Genomic DNA, 22,734 nt, shown 5'->3' with positions numbered 1-22,734 from the left:
ATGGTGAGTGAAGCGCCGCCTTTCTGGTGGGATAAACCTGATTGGCGCGCTTTGTCTTTGGCGCCTGCTGCCTGGCTCTACGGAGCCGTGGCGGGCCGTCGGCTTTTGAAAGCGGAACCACCAAAAATTTCTCTGCCGGTTCTTTGCGTGGGCAATTTTACCGTAGGTGGGGCCGGAAAAACACCGACTGCAATTGCTTTTTCTGCTGGTGCAAAAGCACGAGGTCTAAACCCCGGAATTGTCTCACGCGGATATGGCGGCGCTTACAAGGGACTACACGTTGTTGATCCCGCGCATGACAGTGCGCGTTACGTCGGAGATGAGCCACTCCTGCTGGCACGTCATGCTTCGGTGGCTCTCTGTCCTGATAGGCTAAAGGCGGCTCGATATTTACAGGCGCTCGGTTGCGATTTTATCATCATGGATGACGGTTTCCAGAGCGCACGACTTTTTGCCGATTTTTCGTTGCTGGTTGTGGATGCTGCCCGTGGTATTGGCAATGGTAAGGTCATACCGGCAGGCCCCCTGCGGGCTCCACTGACAGATCAAATGCGTAAGACCGACGCTTTGCTGCGTATCGGCAAAGGTGATGGTGCTGATTTCGTTATCCGTCAGGCAGCACGAGCAGGTAGACCGATATATGAAGCTCAGCTTAAGCCGTCGTCTACCGTACCGGTAGCGGGCAATCGTTGGCTTGCATTTGCGGGCATAGGTAATCCTGAAAAATTCTATGCAAGTGTTGCTGAAGCAGGCGGTGAGATTGTAGAAACACGCTCATTCCCCGATCATCACAGCTTTGCATCAGACGATATTCGCAATCTGACAGACACAGCACGTCGTCAGGGATTGGGATTGATCACTACGGCGAAGGATCAGGTGCGTCTGGCAACGATGATTGGAGTTCCTGCCGGTTTTCTGACGAAACTCGCTGTCCTTAACGTTGATCTCAAATTTGATCGCAACGATGCGCTTGATCACATTCTGGATACGGTCATCGAGCGCTTTAAAAGCCGTGTTGCAAGCTGATTTTAAGCCTTCTTTCGGCTACGCATTTCAGGATTGACTTCCAACTCACGTTCAAAAGAAATCAGGCCTGTTGCGTAGGGTTCCTGCCGCGAAACACTCCAATATTTGAGTTCATCGAGCGGGATATGGGCGCCTGTCACCGCGCACGCGACATAGGCTCCATGCCTGACGATTTCATAATCACCGTCGAGATAGCGCAGAACAGCTTCAGAAGAACGGGGGGATTCAAATTTATTCATGTGTGTAAAACCTTTGTAGCCGACTCTAGCAAGCGTCGTGCGTTGCGTCCAGCAGTACAACATCATACGTCGTTGTAATTCTATCAGCGCCTGCCAAATAGCCGTTCGATATCTGTCAGTTTCAGTTCGATGTAGGTTGGGCGACCGTGATTGCAGGTGCCTGAGCCGGGGGTGGCTTCCATTTCACGCAGGAGCGCATTCATTTCTTCAGGCTTCAACCGTCGCCCCGAGCGAACGGAACCATGACAGGCCATTGTTGCGGCCACATGGTTCAACATGGCCTTCAATCCTTCAGATGTGTCGTGTTCCGCAATCTCATCCGAAAGATCGCGGATCAGCTGCTGCACGTTCATTTCTCCGAGCATTGCGGGCGTTTCACGCACTGCGATGGCACCGGGTCCGAATTGCTCGATGCCAAGGCCAAAGCGGGCAAGTGTTTCCGCGTGGGTTGCCAGTCGCTCGGCGTCTTCTTCTGGCAGATCCACAATTTCAGGAATAAGCAGCATTTGTCCCGGTATGGGGCGGGAATGCAGGGCGTTTTTCAACGCCTCGTAAACAAGACGTTCGTGAGCCGCATGCTGATCTACAATGACGAGACTGTCTTCGGTTTGGGAGACAATATAGTTCGCGTGGATTTGCGCGCGGGCTGCCCCGAGTGGCTTTTGCTGGAGTTCCACTGGTGCTTCGTCACGCGTCGCTCGGACATCTGCCGCCAGCACGTTAACGGTGGCGAGCGTCGCCTGGTCACTTTCCTGAAAGGAGCGTGCCGCTCCCAAGTCCAGCGGCCGATGCGCCGGATGTGCGGTCTGCGGTGACCATTCGGTTCTCGGCGAGAAAACTGCGGGGTGCCAGCTCCCCGATGCATAACCAGCCGAAGAAGGCCGCGATGTGAATGATGGTGAGGGCGGCTGGAATCCTTCTGCACGGAACGCTTGCAGCATGGCATCGGCACCGCTGGTCGCAGGCCGAATACCTGACTGCGCCAGTGCTTGTTTGATCGCCCCGACGATCAGTCCGCGCACGAGACCCGGATCACGGAAACGGACGTCAGCCTTGGCAGGATGCACATTAACGTCGACTAGTGCCGGGTCCAGCGTCAGAAACAGTACGGCAACCGGATGACGATCGCGTGCCATGACATCCGCATAGGCTCCACGCAATGCGCCGAAAAGCTGTTTGTCCCGCACCGGGCGCCCATTCACATAGGCGAACTGATGCAGGGCGTTGCCACGATTATGGGAGGGGATGCCGACAAACCCGGCCAGACGCACGCCGTCGCGTTCCGCGTCAATGGCAAGCGCATTTTCGCCGAATTCTTTTCCGAGCACCTGATTGATGCGCTCAAGCGTTGCTTCTGCGCCGCTGCCGGTTGCGGCCAGTTCCAGCGGTGTCCTGTCGGTGCCTGCAAGCGAAAAGCGGACATGGGGAAAGGCAATTGCGATGCGCTTGACGACGTCGGTTATGGCAGCAGCTTCCGCACGATCCGTTTTCATGAATTTGAGACGGGCAGGCGTCGCGTAAAAAAGATCGCGGACCTCGGCAATCGTCCCGCGATTGAGCGCGGAAGGACGGGGACCGTCGAGATGTCCGCCGGAAACCGATACTTCAAAGCCGGAGTCAGCGTCCTGCGGACGAGATTTGAGGGTCAGTTTTGCGACCGAGCCAATGGATGGCAGAGCCTCCCCACGAAACCCAAGTGCGCGAATGTCGTGCACATCGTCCGAAAGCTTGGAGGTACAATGGCGGGAGACTGCCAATGGAAGCTCATCGATCGGAATTCCCGAACCATTATCAGTCACGCGCAACAATGTCTTGCCACCGCCACCGGTCACGACCTCAATGCGGGTCGCGCCAGCGTCGATAGCATTTTCGACAAGTTCCTTGATAACGCTGGCGGGGCGTTCGATGACTTCCCCCGCCGCGATCTGGTTGATGATGGTTTCGCTTAAGTGTCGAATTGGCATGGTTGGACTATAGAAGGATTCGCTTCTGTAAAGAACACGCTTCTACAGCCTGTCCAGACTGCCTTTTGTGCATCTGACGGGCCGCCGAAGTGCACAGTATTGTTGACAGGTAACCACCTTACTGCGGGGCATAATCCTTATATGCTGGCAAATTCAAATCCTTAAGGCTGTCTGCATTGACAACTGCACGTGCCACGGCTTCTGCCATAACAGTCGCTGCAATTGCTCCAATCGCAGTTACATCGGCTTCCACGTCTTTTGCCTTGCCTGTGGAAAGTGCGAAGATCGTGTCACCGTCCCACATGGTATGGATTGGGTTGATTGTGCGCGCAAAACCGTCATGCGCCATGCCCGCAATCTTTTTCAGCTGAGCCTTGTCGAACGGGACGTTGGTCGCTATTGCGCCAATCGTGGTGTTGGCACCGCCGGACTTGACCACGCCATGGCCCTGCATGATGGCGGACATCGTATCACGGAAGCCCTTGCCGTCCTCGGTCCGCGCGCCAGCCAGAATCTGGCGTGAATTTGGCGCATAGACGTCACCAACAGCATTGACGGCAACAATCGCGCCGACAACGATTTCGGTGCCAGGCACCTTGTAACTGGCTGTGCCGAGCCCACCCTTCATGGCGTAGTCCATGCCGAACATTTTGCCGACGGTAGCGCCTGCACCAGCACCGATGTTGCCTTCTCCAGAAGCTTCAGCCTTGGCGGCCTGGCATGCCAGATAACCGGCTTCCTCATCGGGGCGCACAGAAAAATCTCCGACACCGAGATCCATCAGGATTGCTGCTGGTACAATCGGAACGACGCCTTTGCCGATCTTGAAGCCGAGATTGTTCTCTTCAAGATAACGCATAACGCCAGTCGCAGCCGCCAGACCATAGGCACTACCGCCTGAAAGCAGAATAGCTTGAACCTGCTGCACATAATTGATCGGATCGAGCAGATCGGTTTCACGCGTACCGGGCGCCGAACCGCGTACATCAACACCCGCGGAAGCGCCTTCTTCGCAGAGAAGAACAGTGCACCCGGTCGGGCGTTTTGTCAGTGTGTGGTGTCCCAGCTTGATTCCGGGTACATCCGTGATGCTTCCACCCATAAGCTCCAGCATGCCTGCTCCTCCCTCAGTAGCTGCCGATGCCGCATTGACGACAAAGGGCATTGCCCCAAGTCCCGCAAGCGACTTGGCGAATGTTCTGCGATCCATGAACAGTTTTCTCCTCCATTTTCGCTCTATTGAGAGAGCGTATTCTTTTCGCGCGCCCGGCGCTGGCGCAGTACGTCTGCCACGTAGTCACGTGACAAAGCATGATAGAGCGGCTCGTGAGAGATCAGCCGTGCAGTGCCATAGCCCAGCATCGATGCGCACATGAGTGGAATGACGTTGTTATGATTGCCGGTCATTTCCAGAATGATGACGAATGCAGTCATCGGCGCTTGCACGACGCCAGCAAAATAGCCTGCCATACCGAGAACAGCAGCAAGACTCGCACTGGTTCCAAGAACCAGGCCGATTGTGCTGCCTAGTCCCGCACCGACCGACAAAGAAGGTGCAAATATTCCGCCCGGTATCCCCGAAATCATGGAAAGGAGACCAGCAAGGAACTTCCCTATGAAATAAAGAGGTGGAAGAGCCAACCCTTCCACGGCGCTCCGTGCCTGATCGTAGCCTGCTCCAAAGGTCGATCCGCCGGACGCAATGCCAATGATAGCGACCAGAAGACCGCAAATTCCCGCGAAAAATACTGCGTTGCGAAGAGGGGCCTTTTGTATGCGGCGTCGCACACGACGTCCTAGTTCGAGTGCGAGCGCACTGAAGGCAGCCCCGAATGCTCCACCAATTACACCGCACGCAATCACCAGAACCCAGTCTTTACCGCTGGAAGCAGTAACGGTGGTCAGCCCGAAATAATTATAGTTTCCAACGAGGCCCAGCGAAGCAAGACCGGCGAGAATAACAGCAGATAATACGAGACCGTTGGTTCGTGCGGCGTAGGCGCGCCCCATCTCCTCAATAGCGAAGACAACACCTGCAAGGGGGGTATTGAACGCAGCCGCTATACCTGCGGCAGAGCCTGCAAGGATGAGACCACGCGCTTGTTCCATGCCGCCGAAACGCGCTGATTGCATCATGATGGACGCACCGATCTGCACGGTTGGACCCTCACGACCGATAGATGCACCACTGAAAAGCCCGGCCAGAGTAAGAATGATCTTACCGATCGCGGTTTTGAGTGAAAGCAGCAGAGTTCGATCTTCATGATCGTGCAAATGGCGTGCGGCAATTGCTTGCGGAATGCCACTGCCTCCAGAATTTGGAAACCAGGATAAGGCTATCCAGGAACAGGCCATAAACCCCACCGGCGTGATAAGCAGGGGAAGCCATGCGCGCCAGCCGCTTCCACTTGTGAGGCTCTTGAACCAATCTTGTGCAATGTCCGCAGCTTCGGCAAAGCCTACACTGATAAGACCGATGGCCAGTGCGCCGCACCAGAAGACCAGTCGCGGTTTCCAGACATGTGGTGAGATCCACATGGCTTTTGACCGGCGGATGAGTGGAACGCGTCTATAGGATTTTCTCACTTTGCCCCTGCAAGCCTGCTGCTGCCCGATTTCGATGTGTGCAGAGATTTATCACGTAAATCCTTATCGGTAACTGAAACTTGTCAGCAAAAGGCTTTCCATTTGGTCATAACCGTGTTACCAGCCGGTGCCAATTCAACCTAGCAAACCAGATGTGTCGCTGCTCCCGGACCTATTCCGGAGAGGCGGCTTTTCTCATTCGATAAAATCGGCAAAGGAATTGGCAATGGCTAAAATCGTGGAATCGCCCACTGGCGCTCTCGCTCTCACATTTGATGATGTGCTGTTGCAGCCGGGCCATTCCGAAGTAATGCCGGGGCAGGTTGATCTGCGCACGCGCATCGCCAAGGATATCGAGCTTAACCTTCCTCTTCTTTCTGCTGCCATGGATACGGTGACGGAATCCCGTCTGGCTATTGCGATGGCGCAGGCCGGTGGTATTGGCGTCATTCACCGTAATCTGACGCCGGAGCGTCAGGCGGAAGAAGTCCGTCAGGTAAAGAAATTTGAATCCGGCATGGTTGTAAATCCGGTTACCATCGGGCCGGATGCGACACTTGCCGACGCTCAGGCATTGATGAAGGCACATGGAATTTCGGGTATTCCGGTCGTTGAGAATGCTACCAAGGGTCCGGGGCGTCTTGTCGGTATCCTGACCAATCGCGATGTCCGTTTTGCGTCCGATCCGAAGCAGAAAATCCACGAGCTGATGACCCGTGAGAACCTCATTACGGTTCGCGAGAATGTCAATCAGGACGAAGCAAAACGTCTGTTGCACGCTCATCGTATTGAAAAGCTTCTCGTTGTCGACGATCAGGGTCGTTGCGTTGGTCTTGTTACCGTCAAGGATATTGAAAAGTCGCAGCTCAATCCGAACGCCGCCAAGGACGCTCAGGGACGTCTGCGCGCTGCTGCAGCAACGAGCGTCGGCGAGGATGGTTACGAACGCGCCGAACGTTTGATCGAAGCCGGTGTCGATCTTCTGGTGGTGGACACGGCGCATGGCCATTCGCAGCGCGTTCTTGATGCAGTGGCCCGTATCAAGAAAGCCTATCCGAATATAGCAATTCTTGCAGGTAATGTGGCAACGACCGCTGGTACACAGGCACTGATTGATGCCGGTGCGGATGCGGTCAAGGTTGGTATCGGGCCGGGCTCGATCTGCACCACGCGTATTGTTGCCGGTGTCGGCGTTCCACAGCTTTCGGCCATTATGTCAGCCGTTGAAGCAGCGCAGAAGCAGAATATCCCGGTAATCGCTGATGGCGGCATCAAGTTTTCGGGCGATTTCGCCAAAGCGTTGGCCGCTGGAGCAGTCGCGGCAATGGCTGGTTCGCTGTTGGCCGGTACGGAAGAAAGCCCCGGCGAAGTCTATTTGCATCAGGGCCGCTCGTTCAAAGCCTATCGCGGTATGGGTTCGGTCGGTGCCATGGCGCGCGGCTCGGCTGATCGTTATTTCCAAGCGGAAGTGCGCGATGAGCTGAAGCTCGTACCGGAAGGCATCGAAGGACAGGTGGCTTACAAGGGGCCGATTTCCGCGGTCCTGCACCAACTTGCAGGCGGTTTGCGCGCTTCCATGGGCTATGTAGGCGCGAAGACGCTGGAGGAATTCCGCGAGAAAGCGACTTTTGTGCGCATTTCCAACGCCGGGTTGCGGGAAAGCCATTCGCATGGCGTTGCAATCACCCGCGAAAGCCCGAACTATCCCGGCGGCATGTAAACCTGTCTCATGGTATTCATGATAGGGCGGCTTTAGGTCGCCCTTTTATTTTGTGAATGCTGCCAGTTCCTTTGAACGAATGAAGAGCCCATTGGCGCTTTCCACGATACAATCACCAAGCGCCTGAAAATCTTTTCGGCGCATACTCTGTCGCCGCCAGAACAAGGCGATTTCCCGCTTTGGTTGCTCGCCGTCAAAGGGCACGATGCGCATATGATTGCTGCGTGCTTCCGCGCGCACCGCGATTTCGGGAATGAGAGTAAGGCCCATGCCATGGCTCACCATTTGTAAAAGGGTGGTCATGCTGGTGGCACCATACTTTACGAGCTGGCGCTGGGAGGGTAGCGAACAAACAGCCAATGCCTGATCTCTCATGCAATGCCCCTCTTCCAACAGGAGTAAACGGTCGAGAGCGACGTTGTCCTGTGTCACGGGCGAAGCGAGAACAGTTTGATCATTGGTTGAGGTCGCGATCAGAAAGTGATCGTCGAATAATTTTCTTTGGGCAAGCCGCTCATCATCAATGGGAAGGGCAGCGACAATTGCATCGATTTCACCCGCGTGCAGTTCATCAAGAAGTTTCGCGGTTACGCTTTCTCGCAATTGGAGGCGGAATGACGGATGCCGTTCGCGCAAAAGAGGGATGAGAACCGGGACCAAATACGGAGCAACAGTCGGAATGACGCCCAGCCGCAGCCGTGTTTGTAACAATCCCCGGCTTTGCGCGGCTATTTCCTCAAGTGTGTGGAGTTCGCGCAAGATGGTCTGGATACCCGGATAAAGCTGCTTGCCGAGCTCCGTCATTATCACCTGTCGCTGCGAGCGCTCGAAAAGGGGCGCGCCTGCAAGAGCTTCCATTTCCGCGATCTGGGCCGAAAGAGCCGGCTGGGACACGTGTGCCAGTTGCGCGGCTTTGCGGAAATGCAGCGTGGCGGCAAGCGCTTCGAAATAGCGCATTTGACGTACTGTAAACATGATAAGAAAAACTTATCGAAAATAATCGGAAAAGCAATTGGAGATTATGATTGGAATAGGTCTAATCTGAGCCAGTTACCTAGCCACGGCGCGACAGGGACGAACTGTGTCGTGCTTATAGCAAGGCTAGTTGTATTCCAATATTGGCTTTTCAGGAGGGAATTCCCATGACAGATCGCCCAATTATGACGACGAGTGCAGGCGCTCCGATACCGGACAACCAGAATTCCCTGAGCGCAGGTGAGCGCGGCCCGCTTTTGATGCAGGACTATCAGCTCATTGAAAAACTAAGCCATCAAAACCGCGAACGTATCCCGGAACGTGCCGTTCATGCCAAGGGCTGGGGCGCTTATGGTACGCTGACCATCACCGGCGATATTTCGAAATACACCAAGGCCAAGGCACTGCAGCCGGGTGCCCAGACGCCGATGCTGGCGCGTTTTTCGACCGTTGCCGGCGAGCAGGGTGCTGCTGATGCCGAGCGCGACGTGCGCGGCTTTGCTCTCAAGTTCTATACGGAGGAAGGTAACTGGGATCTGGTCGGCAACAACACCCCTGTGTTCTTTGTACGCGACCCGGTCAAGTTCCCGGATTTCATCCACACCCAGAAGCGTCATCCCAAGACGAACCTGCGTTCGGCGACCGCTATGTGGGACTTCTGGTCGCTTTCGCCCGAAAGCCTGCATCAGGTGACGATCCTAATGTCCGATCGCGGCTTGCCAACCGATGTGCGTCATATCAACGGTTATGGTTCTCACACCTATTCGTTCTGGAACGATGCCGGTGAACGCTATTGGGTCAAGTTCCATTTCAAGACCATGCAGGGCCACAAGCACTGGACCAATGCTGAAGCCGAAGGTGTGATTGGTCGCACGCGAGAATCCACGCAGGAAGACTTGTTCACTTCCATCGATAAGGGCAATTTCCCGAAGTGGAAGGTTCAGGTGCAGATCATGCCGGAACTCGACGCCGACAAGACACCGTACAATCCGTTTGATCTTACCAAAGTCTGGCCGCATGCGGACTATCCGCCGATCGATATCGGTATCATGGAGCTGAACCGTAATCCGGAAAACTACTTCACCGAAATCGAAAATGCGGCTTTCTCGCCGTCGAACATCGTGCCGGGTATCAGCTATTCACCCGACAAGATGTTGCAGGCGCGTATTTTCTCCTATGCGGATGCGCATCGTCATCGCCTTGGCACGCATTACGAAAGCATTCCGGTCAATCAGCCGAAGTGTCCGGTTCATCACTATCACCGTGATGGTCAGATGAATGTCTATGGCGGTATCAAGACCGGCAATCCGGACGCCTATTACGAGCCGAATTCGTTTAACGGCCCGGTCGAACAACCGTCGGCCAAGGAACCGCCGTTGCGCATTTCCGGCGATGCCGCCCGTTATGACCATCGTGTGGGAAACGACGATTACTCGCAGCCGCGGGCCTTGTTCAATCTGTTCGATGACGGACAGAAACAGCGTCTGTTCTCCAATATTGCGGCGGCAATGGGTGGAGTTCCGGGCTTCATCGTTGAGCGTCAGCTCGGCCACTTCAAGCTGATCCATCCCGACTATGAGGCTGGTGTGCGCAAAGCCTTGAAGGATGCACATGGTTATGAAGCCAACACGATTGCTACAAATGAAGAGGCAACGGCAGCCGAATAAACCATGTTTATAAGACAGAAAGAAAGCCGGAGCTCGTTGCTTCGGCTTTTTTGTTTTGATTTGCCGATTGCCTTTTCCCTGCAAGGAAGGCTATGCCCGAGCAGGCATTCGAGAAGGAGACACAATGCGGCTTGGCGGACGCCTGCAGGCGGCTATCGAGGTATTGGATCAGATTGAAGCGGGTACACGCCCGGCTTCTGACGTGCTGAAGGATTGGGGCGCTTCCCATCGTTTCGCAGGTGCGGGTGACCGCGCTGTGATCGGCAATATCGTCTATGATGCACTGCGCCGCAAATTATCCATCGCATGGCGAATGGATGTCGATGACGCACGCGCTCTGGCTTTTGGCGCATTATTGGCCGACGGCGGCATGGATATTGCGGCCATCGACGCTGCTCTCGATGGAGACAAGTTTGCGCCGGAAGTGCTGGAGCAGCCGCGTCGTATTGCTTGGGAAAGCAGGGATGTCACAGAAGCGCCTGCCCATGTTCAGGCGGATGTGCCCGAATGGTGTGCATCGTCGCTTGAGGAACTTTTCGGCGCGCGCTGGGTGGATGAAGGCAGGGCGCTGGCAACGCGACCGCCAGTCGATCTTCGTGTGAACAGTTTGAAGGCGACGCCGGAAAAAACGCTCACAGCACTTGAAAAGGCTGGCGCTGCACCCGCGCCGTTCCTTGCGCAGGCGCTACGCATCCCGCCGATTGAAGCACTTGGGCGCCATCCGAATGTGCAAGGCGAGCAGGCCTTTCTCGACGGCTGGTTCGAGGTCCAGGATTTGGGGTCACAGCTCGCCGCACTCTTTGCCGGTGCCAAACCCGGCCAGCAGGTACTGGACTATTGCGCTGGAGCTGGCGGCAAGACATTGGCTCTGGCTGCTGCGATGCAGAATAAAGGTCAAATTCACGCCTATGATGCGGAACGTGCCCGATTGTCGCCAATGCATGAGCGATTGCAGCGTGCAGGGGTGCGCAATACGCAGGTCCATGGAAATCTCGATGCGCTCGGTCCGCTAACAGATCAGATGGACCTTGTGCTGACGGATGCGCCTTGCACAGGTTCCGGCACATGGCGCCGCCGCCCGGATGCGAAATGGCGGCTGAACGACCAGCAGCTTGAGCGGCGCGTTCAGGACCAGAAGGAAGTGCTGGAATCTGCCAAGCATTATGTGAAGCCGGGCGGACGTCTGGCCTATATTACCTGTTCATTGTTCGCAGAAGAAAACACGAGACAGATTGCACAGTTTCTCACAAGGAATGCTGATTTTACGGAAGTTGCGCCAGAGGCTTTGTGGGATACAATTGTTGCCGATGCCGATGCCGATGCCGGTGAGGTGAAGCCAGTATTCTCGTCGCACGGCGCGGTATTTTCGCCATTGTCGACTGGGACTGACGGTTTTTATGTGAGCATTCTGCAGAGATCAAAATAAAGCATTTCCAGCAAAAGTGCGAAGCGGTTTTGCGTTGGATAATGCGTGATAATAGATGGAGAGAACGGGGGAGACGATGTCAGCGCATCGTGTAGCAGAACCGGATTTCAAAGAGCGCGTCGAGGAAAGTTTCGGTCGGCAGGCGGCCATGAAACTGATCGGCGCTGAACTGACACGATGTGAGCCCGGTATCGTTGAAGTTGAGATGCCGTTTCGAGAGGAGCTGACGCAACAGCATGGCATTCTCCATGCGGGCATGATTTCTGCTGCTCTTGATTCTGCTTGCGGCTATGCGGCACTGACGCTGATGCCTTCCGACGCGGCTGTACTGACCATCGAATTCAAAGTGAATCTGCTTGCTCCGGGCAAAGGGGAACGTTTCCTCTTTCGTGGCGAGGTCACCAAACCCGGACGGACGATCATGGTTAGTGATGGACAGGCATTCGCCGTAACCGACACGGAAGTGCGCCTGATCGCAACCATGACCGGAACAATGATGGTCGTGCAGGACAGAAAAGGCCTGCAGGGATGATTAAAACTGTCGCCGGAAAGCGTCTCCTCTACGTCATGGCAGTGGATGCCGAATATGGGCGTCATTTGGCGAAGCTCTTTACGCCGGTCATGATCGGGGTAGGGCCAGTCGAGGCGGCTGCCAATCTTGCATATACTCTTGCAGGTCTGACGCTGGCAGGAGAAAAGCCCGACCTCGTGGTCTCGCTTGGCTCAGCAGGCTCAGCCAGTTTACCGCAAGCTGAAGTGTTTCAGGTATCTTCTGTATCCTATCGCGATATGGATGCTTCACCTCTCGGGTTTGAAAAAGGCGCAACGCCTTTTCTCGATCTTCCCAAAGTGATCGAGCTCCCGGTTTCTGTACCAGAAATTCCTGTCGCTTCGCTCTCAACAGGTGCCAATATCGTTTCCGGCAAGGCCTATATGACGGTTGATGCGGATATGGTTGATATGGAAACCTATGCCTGTCTGCGCGCATGCCAGCTCGCAGGAATTCCGCTTTTTGGGCTTCGCGGTATCTCCGATGGTGCAAGCGAGTTGCAGCATGTCGGGGACTGGACGCAGTATCTGCACATTATCGATGAAAAACTGGCCCATGCTGTCGAGCGATTGGAGGCTGCAATCGCGGATGGTCTCCTGTCGGATCCTGACAATGGTATGTCAGTATAGGTCGATTTTTGGCAACGCACTTGTTGAGCATGATGTCTATAACCCATATAGGCATTGCATCCCGGTCACTTTTTAAATAGACGCTGCACATGAGCACCACGGCACATCCCGACACAATCCTAATCATCGACTTTGGCAGCCAGGTTACGCAGCTGATTGCGCGTCGCGTGCGCGAAGCCAGTGTCTATTGTGAAATCGTCCCTTTCCAGTCTGCGGAAGAGGCTTTCAAGCGGCTGAAGCCGAAAGGCGTTATCCTTTCAGGCAGCCCCCATTCGACGACTGATATTGGGTCGCCGCGAGCGCCGCAGGCCGTTTTCGAGGAAGGCATTCCCGTTCTCGGCATCTGCTACGGCGAACAAACGATGTGCGCCCAATTGGGTGGTAAGGTCGAAAGTGGCCATGATCGCGAATTCGGTCGTGCTTTCCTGGATGTGCAGGAAGATAGCCCACTCTTCGAAGGCATCTGGGCCAAGGGCACCCGTCATCAGGTCTGGATGAGCCATGGTGACCGTGTTACGTCGCTGCCCGATGGTTTTACCATTATAGGCACTTCGCCAAACGCACCTTTTGCGGCTATCGCTGACGAGAAGCGCAAATATTACGGCGTGCAGTTCCACCCGGAAGTCGTGCATACACCGGACGGTGCAAAACTTCTTCAGAACTTCGTTCATCGTATCGTCGGTGTGAAGCCGGGCTGGACCATGGGCGCCTATCGCGAACAGGCAGTCGAGGCGATCCGCAAGCAGGTTGGTAGCGGCAAGGTGATCTGTGCGCTTTCCGGCGGTGTGGATTCTTCTGTTGCAGCACTCCTGGCGCATGAAGCCATCGGCGATCAGCTGACCTGTATTCTGGTTGATCACGGGTTGATGCGTAAAAGCGAAGCTAACCAAGTCGTTGAAATGTTCCGCGAACATTACAACCTGCCACTCATTCTCGTTGATGCTGCTGATCGTTTCATCGGTGAGCTGGAAGGCGAAACCGATCCTGAAAAGAAGCGCAAGACGATTGGCCGTCTCTTCATCGAAGTGTTCGAGGAAGAAGCAAAGAAGCTCGGCGGTGCGGATTTCCTCGTGCAGGGCACGCTCTATCCGGACGTTATCGAAAGCGTTTCGTTTACCGGCGGTCCTTCTGTCACGATCAAGTCGCACCACAATGTAGGTGGTCTGCCGGAGCGCATGAAGATGCAGCTCGTCGAACCACTGCGTGAACTGTTCAAGGACGAGGTACGCTTGCTCGGCAAGGAACTCGGCCTGCCGGATAGCTTCATCGGCCGCCATCCGTTCCCGGGACCGGGTCTCGCTATCCGCTGCCCGGGCGGTATTACGCGCGAGAAACTCGAGATTCTGCGCGAAGCCGACGCGATCTATCTGGACGAAATCCGCAAGGCTGGTCTCTATGATGCCATCTGGCAGGCTTTTGCCGTTCTGTTGCCAGTCCAGACCGTCGGTGTGATGGGCGATGGTCGTACCTACGAATTCGTCTGTGCGCTGCGTGCTGTGACATCGGTGGACGGCATGACTGCTGATTTCTATCACTACGATATGAATTTCCTCGGCAATGCGGCAACTCGCATCATCAACGAGGTACGCGGCATCAATCGTGTTGTTTATGACGTGACGTCAAAGCCGCCCGGCACGATCGAGTGGGAATGATTTGGGTTCGCCTATCACACCAAATGTGATTTAAATCGCCGAAAACCCTTGGATTTATGCCCGTCAGTTCTTGCTGGCGGGCATATCATTTTTATAGCTCAGCGTTGGCCGCTCCTGATCAGAACAACAACGACGCGATTAAAACTATGAGCGTTTCAAGTTCTGGACCGCGTAGGGATCGAGAGCAATCTTGGCGAACTGAGCGATGCTGACAGTCTGAGGCTGTGACGTGATGTTTACCAGCCAGAATTCTTGCTCCGTTGCAAAGGCCAGAACGTGGTCAGGCCGCGACGAAATAAGCTGCCGCCATTTTTTTCCTGCAAGCCGAGACAATGTTTTTATCGTGGTGAAGAGTGGACGTTTCCCACCTGTGGGTGTCGGTTCGCCTTCACCTGCAGTAAGTCCGAAAGGCCCGGTGAGGGCGGAAAGTGTCAGGCTATCGAGGCCAGCATTCAGCCCAGATATGGCATAGGCCATCGCGAAGCTCGCAGCGAATCTTCCATTGTGGCGGGGATCGCGATTGGCCATAGCGATACGCTTGCCATTCGGGTTTTCCATCGTTCTGCTGCCATAAGGATTCTGGCGCATCGGGATGGTAGACGGCCCGATGCGATAGGGCTTGTCGCCGTAGATAGCCCGCACCGAACGGGTGATGAAAGGCAGAGCTTCCAGTGTTTGTATGACGCTTAGATCGTCAGCGGCATGAACAATTGGATTGGTGCAATGGGTGACGAAATCAACAAGCTCGCCCGGAACGCGCTTGCGATTAAGCTCGGTGAAATAGCTCAGCATTCCGCCGCCAAGCCGCACATTCGGGAAGGCTGCTCTTGCTGCCGCATAGACATCTTCAAGCGGCGGGCAGGGCGGCCATTCGCTGCCGGGCGGTGTCGACTGCCGATCTATAGCCGGTGAAACAATGACCGCATCTGGGGTAAAGCCAGCCGTGTTCATGTCAGAAGCGATTGCTGTCGTCTCTTCGATGAGCGATTTCTCACAAGGCAATGCAATTTCGAGCGAAACGCGGCCACTGTGCTTTGCAGCCATGGCTGCAAAGTCGGCAAAGGCTGAACCTTTGTGCCCTGCCAGTGGATCGTAATGAAATAACAAATCCTGCAGGTCAATTTCCTGCAACAGATCAATTGCAGCAAGGCTTGCTTTGGCTTCTTCCGGCGTGATGATAATGCCGATATTCGGCATTCTGCCGCTTGTGTCACCAAGCGTGATGCTCACCGGCTCTGCATACCGGGTGTTATTTGGTGTCACTGCGCGCGTGTCGGAAATGTTGAGCACGATGCGCTGATGCTGGGATTTGGTGGCTTCGATCTGGTAAGGCCATGGCAAAGCCAGGGGCCGTACATAGGTCTTGTAAGATGCGTCGGACCAGTTGCGCTGATCCTCCATCTCAAAGGTATCGCCTTCCATGCGGCATTCGACCGTAACGCCGGGCATGGCCTCATGGGTGATCGCACGCATATCCTTGAAAGGCTGCCACGGTTCGATCAGATCGGGCAGGCGGGTCTTGTTGAGTGTGCCGTCTACATGCTCGACCCTCACAGGGGAGCCTGCCACGCCGACGATTGGATGCAGGATGCAAAAGCCGCAACGGTTGGTTTCAAAGCCTGTCGTTGTATTCGCTACGGCGTCGAAAGTGAGCGTGCCGCCAATCTCTGCCTGAATGCGAACATCAATGATGAGTTGGGTTGCATCCGGGCCTTCGCAACGCGCCTGATAGGTGACGGTAAAGCCGGTGTCGTTTTGTTCGACGTTCAGATCATGGATTTCCGGGTTATAGGTTCCCCAGTCGCGATCCCGCACCAGATAGGAGACGGCGCGCAGAACCTCAACGCCGTCATATTTGATGGTGCGAAGATTGCCGTGGCTTAAATCCAGGCTAAGCAAGCCCGCTTTCAGATGCGTCGGCTGAGCTTCGGCTTCACGCGTTCCATAGAGCAGGAAAGGATCGACGTTGCTCATTTGAGCAACGCCGTAATGTCGACGCGGTTGCCGCTTGCGGCACTGTCATAGGCGGCTTCGACAAGCGCGAAAGTCTTGAGATTATCCGCACCCGATGTCGAGGTTTCTTCGCGAGTTTCCAGCTTGTCCACCCAATGCTGCTGAATGGCAAAAACGCTTCCCTGAATATTGTGCCATGGACGTGAGGCCCATGAGAGCAGTTTTGGCGAAACATCGGAAACCGTCGTGCTGTTCGGCGTAATCACTTCAAGGCGATAACCCTGATAAAGACGAATAGAGCCTTCGGCGCCATCAAGTTCAACGAGTGTTTCCGGGAAAGGATCGGTTTCGAGCTTGGTGGCATAGCTTACGTCGACAATGGAAGTAGCACCATTTTCATGGTCCATGAGAATGGTTGCTACATCTTCACCCTTGATTTTCGGGTTCACACGCTTGGTGCGTGCAACAAGGCTGGTCACATCGCCCAGAATGAAGCGCGCAATATCAAGCGTATGAATGCCTAAATCTTCGATGATGAAGCGTTCGCCTTCCGCAAGATAAGGCTGGCCGGAGAAAACATCAAAGCCCGAGCGGAAGGAGAAACGTCCCCAGAATGGTGTGCCGATGACGCCGCTGTCGAGCGCTTTACGCACAGCCTGAATAGGTGTCTGCCAGCGGAAGTTTTCATGCACCATGAGCGGAATGCCTGCTTCACCGCAGATCTTCACCATGGCCTTTGCATCATCAAGCGTTTTGGCAAAGGGCTTCTGGCAGATTGCTGGCATCTTATGGGCGGCTGCAAGTTCCACCAGAGCGCGGTGGCTTGAAACCGTGGTGGCGATATCGACAAAGTCGATGCCGCCATCCGCAAACAGCGCCTCAGCATCCGTGTAGCGTCGTTCGATGCCAAACTGGTCGCCGACAATCTTCAACCGCTCAGGATCGCGGTCGCAGATCGCCACAATTTTGGCACCCGAAACGTCGTTCCATGCGTGCATCTGATTGATCGCGAAGAAACCACAACCGATGAGAGCGCCATTCAAGTCTGCCATTTTTATCCTGCTTTTGCCATTTGCATGAGTGTAACGCGCTGCTGGAGGCGGCGCTGTGCCTGATCAACTACCACGGCGATGATGATGACAAGGCCCTTGATGACCATCTGCCAGAAGGACGATACGCCCATCATGACCAGACCGTCGGAGAGAATACCGATGACGAATGCACCGATGATTGTGCCGCCAATGGTGCCGCGCCCGCCCGACATCGAAGTACCGCCGAGAACGGCTGCCGCAATGGCGTTCAGCTCGAATGAGTTGCCTGTTGCCGGATGCGACGACATCAGTTCGGACGAGATAATAAGCCCGGCGATCGCAGCGCAGAAGCCCGAAAACATGTAAACGAACATCTTTACGCGGTCGACGCGGATACCCGACATGCGTGCCGCACGCTCATTGCCGCCGACTGCGAAAATCTGGCGACCAAGCGGCGTGTATCGCGCGATATAGGCTGCGGCCAGTGCAACGACGATCAGAATCCAGATCGAGACCGGAAGACCGAGAATGCTGCCTGATCCGAGGAAGGCAAAGCCGGTTGTGCCCAGGTCTTCACGGCCCACGAGGTTCGGGAAGGTCTGGCCGTCCGAGGACAGAAGAGCCAGACCGCGTGCCACATAAAGCGTGCCGAGTGTCGCGATGAAGGGCGCAACATTCAGTTTGGTTATCAATAGCCCGTTTATGAAACCGACTGCGACACCAACAGCCAGTGTGATCAGCGAAATTTCGATGATGTTGAAATAGATCGTATAGCCGATGCCAAGATCGATACCGTAGATCAGAAGGCCACCGGCAACCATGCCGCAAAGCCCGACAATGGAGCCGACCGAAAGGTCGATGCCGCCTGTGATAATGACGAAGGTCATGCCCATTGCAAGAAATGCATTAAGCGCAACGTGCTTCGACATCAGTATCAGGTTGGCGGCTGAAAGGAAGTTTGGTGCTGCGAACGAGAAGAAGATGAACACCGCGAAAAGCGCGATGAAGGTTCTCAGTTTCATCAGCGTCAGCAGGGCCGAGCCGCTGTTAAAGGTTGAGTCAGTGGCGGCCGTCGTCGTGTTGGCTGTCATGACGCGAGTTCCCTTGTTTGTTTGTTGTGGTCGTTGTCATGTGTGTGACCGTGGCCCTTGGCCGATGCTGCAACAATGTCGGCTTCCGTCGCTTTATCGCGGTCGAATATGGCAATCAGCTTCCCATTGCTGAGCACCGCGATGCGATCGGAGAGCGCCATGACTTCTTCCAGATCAGAGGTTGAAAAAAGAATGGATAGACCTTCGGCAGCAAGCCTACGCATGGTGCGGAAGACATCGGCCTTCGCACCCACATCGATGCCGCGCGATGGCTCGTCCATCAGAAGAACTTTTGGATTGGTCATCAGCGCCTTGCCGATGACGACCTTTTGCTGATTGCCGCCTGACATCGAAGTGACTTCGAATTCCGGGTTTGGTGCCTTGATCGAAAGGTCTTTGATCGCCTGTTGAATGGCCTGCTTTTCACGCTTTGGCGTGATGTGGAAGACGCGAGCCAGACGGTCGAGACTTGCCAGTGTCAGATTGCTGGCAATCGACAAAATCTGCACCAGACCTTCGCGCTGACGATCTTCCGGTATGAGGGCAAGGCCGCGCCGGATGCGACGGGTCGTATCGCGTTCCTTCACTTGCCTGCCATCAATATAGATATGGCCGGTGGAGTGCCCATGCTGGCCCATCACACACTCGAAAAACTCGGAACGTCCCGCGCCCATAAGGCCGTAAATGCCCAGAACTTCGCCCGCGCGCACGGTCAGGGAGACATCATCAACTGCAAGCCCGCCGGTTGCCCGGGGCAGGGTGATGTTTTCAGCACGAAACCGTTCGGCGCCAATCTTGTGGGTAACAGGCTTGGCAAATCCTTGGCATCGGAGCCGATCATCGAACGCACGATCCATTGCGTATCGATATTTTTGATCTCTTCCTGGCCGGTGATTTTTCCGTCGCGCAGAACCGTGATGTAATCGCCAATTCGCATCAGTTCTTCGAGACGATGCGAAATATAGACGATTGCCACGCCCTTCTTTTTCAGCTCGGCGATCACCTTGAACAGAATGTCGACTTCGGCGGCAGAAAGGGCCGATGTTGGTTCATCCATGATGACGATGCGTGCATCGAGCGAAATGGCCTTGGCGATTTCGACAAGCTGCTGCTGACCGATCGGCAGATCGGCGACAAGCGTAGTTGCACTGATGCCTGCGTCAAGGCGGTCGAGATATTCATTGGCCTTGACGACCTGCGCCTTGTGATCAATACCACGCAAACCGCGTGTGATTTCGCGTGTGGCAAAGATATTCTCGGCCACCGTCATGTTTGAAAACAGGTTCAGTTCCTGAAAGATCATCGCAATGCCGCGCTTCTGCGCGTCGGCAGGGCTGTCGAATGACACGTCCTCGCCATCGAGAATAATCTTCCCTATGGTCGGACGCTCAACGCCCGCGATGATCTTCATCAGCGTTGACTTGCCAGCACCGTTTTCGCCGACAAGCACATTGACCGAACCACGGCGCAATTCAAGATTGGCGCGCTTGACCGCGACAATGCCTGAATAGACCTTGGAAACATCCTCAAGCTTGAGGACGATATCGTTTTTCTCGTTCAACTCCGTCTCCATGGCTTATTTCTCCAGAGAGATGGAAACAGGCGTCACAAGAGGAAGCTGGCCCTTCGATGGCAACGGGAAAGCACCTTCGGCCTTCACCTTCATGCCAATGAGTTCTTCGCGTGGCAGCTTGGACAATACGTCATCATTGACGCGGGTGTTGAAAGCCTTGCCAAATTGCGCCCAGTCGATCTGGTTGCGGAACTCGTTGAAGTTCACAAAGGACAGGCTGTCACGGATTGCGCTGCCGCGAACGGTCGGCCCGATCTGCACGCGTGCATCGGCCTTGCCATCGCCATTGCTGTCGACATCAACATAGGCTGCGCGCGACTTTGTTTCAGCGGCGACCACTGTGCCTTCAAGCTTGGCTGCAAAGGTCCAGGGGGCATTGCCCTGCTTTTCGCGATGACCGTATTTCGCTCCGGCTGCATCCGCATCTGTATTTGCAGCCTGCATCACTTCATCGAGCGTTGCAGTTTTCTCGGCAAAAAACGGCTTAACTTTTGAATCCCAGATGTCGGCAACCGAACGATCGGGATTGAAATTATCGCCGCGTGCTTCTGCGGCTTCGTCTGCTGTCGGCGTCTTGATGATTTTGCAACCCGAAAGCGCGACACCGCAGGCCAGCAGGATAATGGAAGCTGACTTCAGCACTGACATGAATTTATCCTCGGTATTAGGAGCATTTCGGGAGCGCTAATATTTGTCGGCGCTCCCGATGTCGCAAGCCTTGGGAGTTAGTCCTTCAATGCGAAAGTTTCGAGCTTGTCTGCGTTGTCAGGATTGATGAGGACGCAGTCCATCAGCTGCTTTTCTTCAGCAGGGCCCTTACCGGTCTTGATGAATTCGTCAGCCTGAACGACAGCCATCTGTGCCTGAGCATAGGCTGGCTGAAGAACCGTTGCCTTGATGCCACCGGCCTTGATGGAGTCGCGGACATCGTTGGAGCCGTCGAAGCCGACAACGATGACGTCCTTGCGGCCTGCAGCTTCAAGCGCTGCCCACGCACCCATGGCCATGGTGTCGTTGCCGGAAATCACACCTTTGATGTCAGGATTTGCCTGCAAAATGCTCTGCATTTTGGAGAAGGCTTCGGTCTGGCTCCAGTTGGCCGACTGCTGCGCAACCATCTTCATGTCTGGATATTCATCGATGACGTCGTGATAGCCCTTGGAGCGGGTGCCAGCGTTGAGGTCGGATTCACGGCCGAGCAGCTCGACATAATTGCCAGCTTCGCCCATTAGCTTCACGAATTCTTCCGCACCGAGCTGTGCGCCCTGATAGTTGTTGGAAACAATCTGCGACACTGCAACGCCTGAGGCATTGATTTCACGGTCGATCAGGAATGAAGGGACTTTGGCATCCTTGGCCTTCTGAACGGCGGCAATCGATGCTTCCGAGCCAGCATTGTCGAGGATGATTGCCTTTGCGCCACGACCGATGGCCGTATCGACAAGCTGCGACTGCTTGGTTGGATCGTCGTCATGCTGAAGGATCAGTGTTTCGTAGCCGAGTTCCTTGGCTTTGGCTTCAGCGCCCACGGCTTCAGCTTTGTAGAATGGATTGTCGTGCGATGGTGTGATGATTGCGATCAGATCAGCGGCCCATGCTGGCATGACAACACCGCCTGCCAATGTTGCCGAGATGGCTGCAATCGCAAAACCGCGCGCAATTGTCCTGCGTGTAAACTTCATATTTTCCTCCCAAATCAAGCCCCGTTTCCCAAGAGGCGGTAAAAAAGGGGAAGGCGCATTACGCCCTCCCGGATAACGTCACGTAATGCGACGGATGCTTTCTGCGATTTCTTCCGGTTCGAAAACGTTTTTCCAGTCGTCGCGCATCAGCGCAGGAATGCCGAATTCGATTGCCTTGTTGCAGGCATCGGAGAATACGCCCTGGACTTCGCCAAAGATGACGGCGCCGAGAACATTCATGTGGCCGAGCAGGAAGTCGCGCGCTGCTTCTTCAGGAACGCCGCGACGAACGGTTTCATCCATGGCCTGCTTCATGACAACGAGAAGCGAAGCTGCAACGGTTTCCGAAAGACCCGGTTCGAGGATTGCGAGTTGCTCAACGGTTACGCGATGCGAGCGCATCACTGGTGCCCAGATGACCTTGGCGATTTCTTCGCCCAGTGCATAAGCTTCTTCCGGTCCCTGCATCAGAGCCGAAACGATGTGCTGCTTTGCAAACAGACCGCCGAAGTGGTCCTTCTTTGCTTGCATATCCGTTTCGTCGTTGAAGATCGGCGGATGGCAAGGATGGGTCACGAAATAGGTGAGGTCTGCACGTTCTGGCAGATGGCCGGCAAATGGCGCGGCTGCGTCGAGTGCAACAACCATCGTGCCCGGCTTCAGCTTGTCAACGATGGATGAAGCAACTTTACCGATGATGGTATCCGGCACAGCCAGAATGACGACTTCTGCGCCTTCAAGACCCGCATCAACATCGATGGTGTCGATGCCGAGGTCGTTCTTCAGGCGTGCCTTGCCTGCGTCGCTGACTTCGATGTGACGGACGTCAAAGCGCGAACCTTTGAGGTTCTTGGCCAGACGGTAGCCCATCTTGCCGCCCGCTCCGAACAAAGCGATAGCTGTCATGATTGTAGTTCCTTCCCAGACTTTTGGTAGCGTAGCTGGTATAACCAGTCAATGAGTATTCCAG

18 protein-coding genes and 1 pseudogene are annotated in these 22,734 nt (G+C 55.1%); 7 read left to right on the top strand and 12 right to left on the bottom strand.

Going from position 1 to position 22,734, the window contains the following annotated elements:
* Positions 1-1,026 carry a tetraacyldisaccharide 4'-kinase gene (gene lpxK / locus LJ361_RS08320; RefSeq protein WP_029927964.1) on the top strand — a complete coding sequence of 342 codons (1,026 nt, stop codon included), beginning with the start codon at positions 1-3 and terminating at the stop codon, positions 1,024-1,026.
* A gap of 2 nt (positions 1,027-1,028) precedes the next feature.
* Here lpxK and LJ361_RS08315 read toward each other — a convergent pair whose 3' ends face one another.
* The 4 genes from LJ361_RS08315 to LJ361_RS08300 all read right to left on the bottom strand — a co-directional run bounded on the left by LJ361_RS08315 (position 1,029) and on the right by LJ361_RS08300 (position 5,815).
* Positions 1,029-1,265 carry a DUF2093 domain-containing protein gene (locus LJ361_RS08315; RefSeq protein WP_010661012.1) on the bottom strand — a complete coding sequence of 79 codons (237 nt, stop codon included), beginning with the start codon at positions 1,263-1,265 and terminating at the stop codon, positions 1,029-1,031.
* An 83-nt stretch (positions 1,266-1,348) separates the two neighbouring features.
* Entirely contained in the window at positions 1,349-3,229 is a 1,881-nt protein-coding gene (gene mutL, locus LJ361_RS08310) for a DNA mismatch repair endonuclease MutL (RefSeq protein ID WP_029927963.1), read from the bottom strand.
* A gap of 118 nt (positions 3,230-3,347) precedes the next feature.
* Positions 3,348-4,439, bottom strand: a complete 1,092-nt coding sequence (locus LJ361_RS08305) for a P1 family peptidase (RefSeq protein ID WP_010661014.1) — start codon at positions 4,437-4,439, stop codon at positions 3,348-3,350.
* 26 nt (positions 4,440-4,465) lie between these two features.
* On the bottom strand, positions 4,466-5,815 hold the full coding sequence (locus LJ361_RS08300) for a chloride channel protein (protein WP_029376223.1): 1,350 nt from the start codon (positions 5,813-5,815) through the stop codon (positions 4,466-4,468).
* Between the two features lie 226 nt (positions 5,816-6,041).
* Here LJ361_RS08300 and guaB point away from each other — a divergent pair, with 226 nt between their 5' ends.
* Entirely contained in the window at positions 6,042-7,535 is a 1,494-nt protein-coding gene (gene guaB, locus LJ361_RS08295) for an IMP dehydrogenase (protein WP_010661016.1), read from the top strand.
* Between the two features lie 45 nt (positions 7,536-7,580).
* Here guaB and LJ361_RS08290 read toward each other — a convergent pair whose 3' ends face one another.
* Positions 7,581-8,510: a hydrogen peroxide-inducible genes activator gene (locus LJ361_RS08290; protein ID WP_264813313.1), complete on the bottom strand. Its 930-nt coding sequence runs from the start codon at positions 8,508-8,510 to the stop codon at positions 7,581-7,583.
* A gap of 167 nt (positions 8,511-8,677) precedes the next feature.
* Between LJ361_RS08290 and katA the strand changes: the two genes are divergently transcribed.
* The 5 genes from katA (at position 8,678) to guaA (ending at position 14,434) form a co-directional block, all read left to right on the top strand.
* Positions 8,678-10,177 carry a catalase KatA gene (gene katA, locus LJ361_RS08285; RefSeq protein WP_011982770.1) on the top strand — a complete coding sequence of 500 codons (1,500 nt, stop codon included), beginning with the start codon at positions 8,678-8,680 and terminating at the stop codon, positions 10,175-10,177.
* 124 nt (positions 10,178-10,301) lie between these two features.
* Positions 10,302-11,603: an RsmB/NOP family class I SAM-dependent RNA methyltransferase gene (locus LJ361_RS08280; protein WP_264813312.1), complete on the top strand. Its 1,302-nt coding sequence runs from the start codon at positions 10,302-10,304 to the stop codon at positions 11,601-11,603.
* Positions 11,604-11,679: 76 nt separating this feature from the next.
* On the top strand, positions 11,680-12,135 hold the full coding sequence (locus tag LJ361_RS08275; protein ID WP_010661020.1) for a PaaI family thioesterase: 456 nt from the start codon (positions 11,680-11,682) through the stop codon (positions 12,133-12,135).
* Positions 12,132-12,782, top strand: coding sequence for a 5'-methylthioadenosine/S-adenosylhomocysteine nucleosidase (locus tag LJ361_RS08270; RefSeq protein WP_264813311.1), 651 nt, complete (start codon positions 12,132-12,134; stop codon positions 12,780-12,782). The genes LJ361_RS08275 and LJ361_RS08270 overlap by 4 nt, the downstream gene beginning before the upstream one ends.
* A gap of 89 nt (positions 12,783-12,871) precedes the next feature.
* A complete protein-coding gene (guaA, locus tag LJ361_RS08265; protein ID WP_151615890.1) occupies positions 12,872-14,434 on the top strand; it encodes a glutamine-hydrolyzing GMP synthase in 1,563 nt (520 codons plus the stop codon).
* Positions 14,435-14,578: 144 nt separating this feature from the next.
* On the opposite strand, the gene LJ361_RS08260 is transcribed toward guaA, so the two are convergent.
* From LJ361_RS08260 to LJ361_RS08230, 7 genes and pseudogenes are all read right to left on the bottom strand, one after another.
* Positions 14,579-16,408 (bottom strand): hypothetical protein, encoded by a 1,830-nt coding sequence (locus tag LJ361_RS08260; RefSeq protein ID WP_264813309.1) that lies wholly within the window; start codon positions 16,406-16,408, stop codon positions 14,579-14,581.
* Positions 16,405-17,439 (bottom strand): Gfo/Idh/MocA family protein, encoded by a 1,035-nt coding sequence (locus tag LJ361_RS08255; RefSeq protein WP_151615892.1) that lies wholly within the window; start codon positions 17,437-17,439, stop codon positions 16,405-16,407. Before LJ361_RS08255 ends, LJ361_RS08260 begins: the two co-directional genes overlap by 4 nt.
* 2 nt (positions 17,440-17,441) lie before the next feature.
* On the bottom strand, positions 17,442-18,509 hold the full coding sequence (locus LJ361_RS08250) for an ABC transporter permease (protein ID WP_010661025.1): 1,068 nt from the start codon (positions 18,507-18,509) through the stop codon (positions 17,442-17,444).
* Positions 18,506-20,082 (bottom strand): annotated as a pseudogene (locus LJ361_RS08245) (sugar ABC transporter ATP-binding protein). The gene LJ361_RS08250 and the pseudogene LJ361_RS08245 overlap by 4 nt, the downstream one beginning before the upstream one ends.
* Positions 20,083-20,085: 3 nt before the next feature.
* Positions 20,086-20,730 carry a DUF2291 family protein gene (locus LJ361_RS08240; protein WP_264813298.1) on the bottom strand — a complete coding sequence of 215 codons (645 nt, stop codon included), beginning with the start codon at positions 20,728-20,730 and terminating at the stop codon, positions 20,086-20,088.
* 77 nt (positions 20,731-20,807) lie between these two features.
* A complete protein-coding gene (locus LJ361_RS08235; protein ID WP_036578564.1) occupies positions 20,808-21,764 on the bottom strand; it encodes a D-ribose ABC transporter substrate-binding protein in 957 nt (318 codons plus the stop codon).
* Between the two features lie 78 nt (positions 21,765-21,842).
* Positions 21,843-22,670, bottom strand: coding sequence for a phosphogluconate dehydrogenase C-terminal domain-containing protein (locus tag LJ361_RS08230; RefSeq protein WP_010661029.1), 828 nt, complete (start codon positions 22,668-22,670; stop codon positions 21,843-21,845).
* Positions 22,671-22,734: the final 64 nt, after the last annotated feature.

Origin of the sequence: Brucella sp. JSBI001, from assembly GCF_026014005.1 — a bacterium.
GTDB lineage: Bacteria > Pseudomonadota > Alphaproteobacteria > Rhizobiales > Rhizobiaceae > Brucella > Brucella anthropi.
The sequence above is the reverse complement of the archived record's forward strand: the minus strand, read 5'-3'. Positions and strand labels throughout refer to the sequence as shown.